This window comes from Dendronalium phyllosphericum CENA369, assembly GCF_016056275.1.
In the GTDB taxonomy this organism is placed as follows: domain Bacteria; phylum Cyanobacteriota; class Cyanobacteriia; order Cyanobacteriales; family Nostocaceae; genus Dendronalium; species Dendronalium phyllosphericum.
The window spans coordinates 1-1,146 of record NZ_JAECZA010000189.1 but is presented as its reverse complement, the minus strand read 5'-3'; the positions used below and the strand labels follow the sequence as shown (position 1 = coordinate 1,146).

1 protein-coding gene and 1 pseudogene are annotated in these 1,146 nt (G+C 71.6%); both read left to right on the top strand.

The window, feature by feature from the left end:
• Nucleotides 1-617: helix-turn-helix domain-containing protein (locus I8752_RS22165; protein ID WP_214434433.1), on the top strand; the 617-nt coding region annotated here is incomplete at its 5' end.
• A 309-nt stretch (nucleotides 618-926) separates the two neighbouring features.
• Nucleotides 927-1,146 (top strand): annotated as a pseudogene (locus tag I8752_RS22160) (hypothetical protein); the annotation flags it as partial.

Below are 1,146 nucleotides of genomic sequence, written 5' to 3'. Positions count from 1 at the left end.
ACACGGAAGGGCGCGTCGTCTACGCGAACCGCGCGTTCCTCGACATGGCGCAGCTCGCGACCGCCGAGCAGGCGCGCGGCGAATCGCTCGAGCGCTGGCTCGGTCGTCCCGGCGTGGACCTGAACCTGCTGACCGCGCACCTGCGCGAGCACAACTCCGTGCGACTGTTCGCGACGACACTGCGCGGCGAGTACGGCTCGACGACGGAGGTCGAGATCTGCGCGGTCGCGGTGCCGGACGGCGAGCAGCCGTGCCTCGGCTTCACGCTGCGCGACGTCGGCCCGCGGCTCACGACGGAGCGCCGCGTCGCGCGCGAGCGGCCGCGCTCGGTCGAGCAGCTCACGGAGCTCGTCGGTCGCGTGCCGCTCAAGGACCTCGTCCGCGAGTCGAGCGACATGATCGAGCGCCTCTGCATCGAGGCCGCGCTCGTGATCACCGGCGACAACCGCGCATCCGCGGCCGAGATCCTCGGCCTCAGCCGACAGAGCCTGTACGCGAAGCTGCGGCGGTACGGCCTCGGCGACCTCGATTCGAACGAACCCGCCGAAGACGATCGCGATGCCGCCGGCGCGGACGCCGCCGACGCCGGCCGGCCGGGAAGCTCGCCCCGGATCTGAGACCGCGGCGCTCGCCCACGGGCGGTACCGCGGCACCACCCCCCGAACGTTTCCAGGCGCGCCCCGCGCCGCTGGCCCATCGCGCGCTACGGGTGCTGCGCGACGCGGATGACCGCCGGCGCTCTGCGTTGACGCATATCCGCGTCGTCGTGGTCCACGCCAGGTGCGTGCCGCGAATACTGGTCGGAGACCTGCGGAGGGCTCCCGCGTGCTCCCCGCCGACCGCGGCGCGCTTGCGTCACGTCGAATGGACAAACGAAGTGTAAATTCTGTTTGACACCGCATTGCGCGAGGTCTAGTTTCGGGTTCATGGCACGCACGGCGACCGCTTCCCTCGCCACTCCGTCGGCACTCCCGGCGGCCCTCGAACTGCTGAAGCCGATCACGTGGTTCCCACCGATGTGGGCCTACGTGTGCGGCGTCGTGTCGGTCGGTGCCGCGTGGGACGCGGCCCGCTGGCCGCTGCTCGTCGTCGGCCTGCTGATCTCGGGTCCGCTCGTGTGCGGCACGAGCCAGGCGGTCAACGACT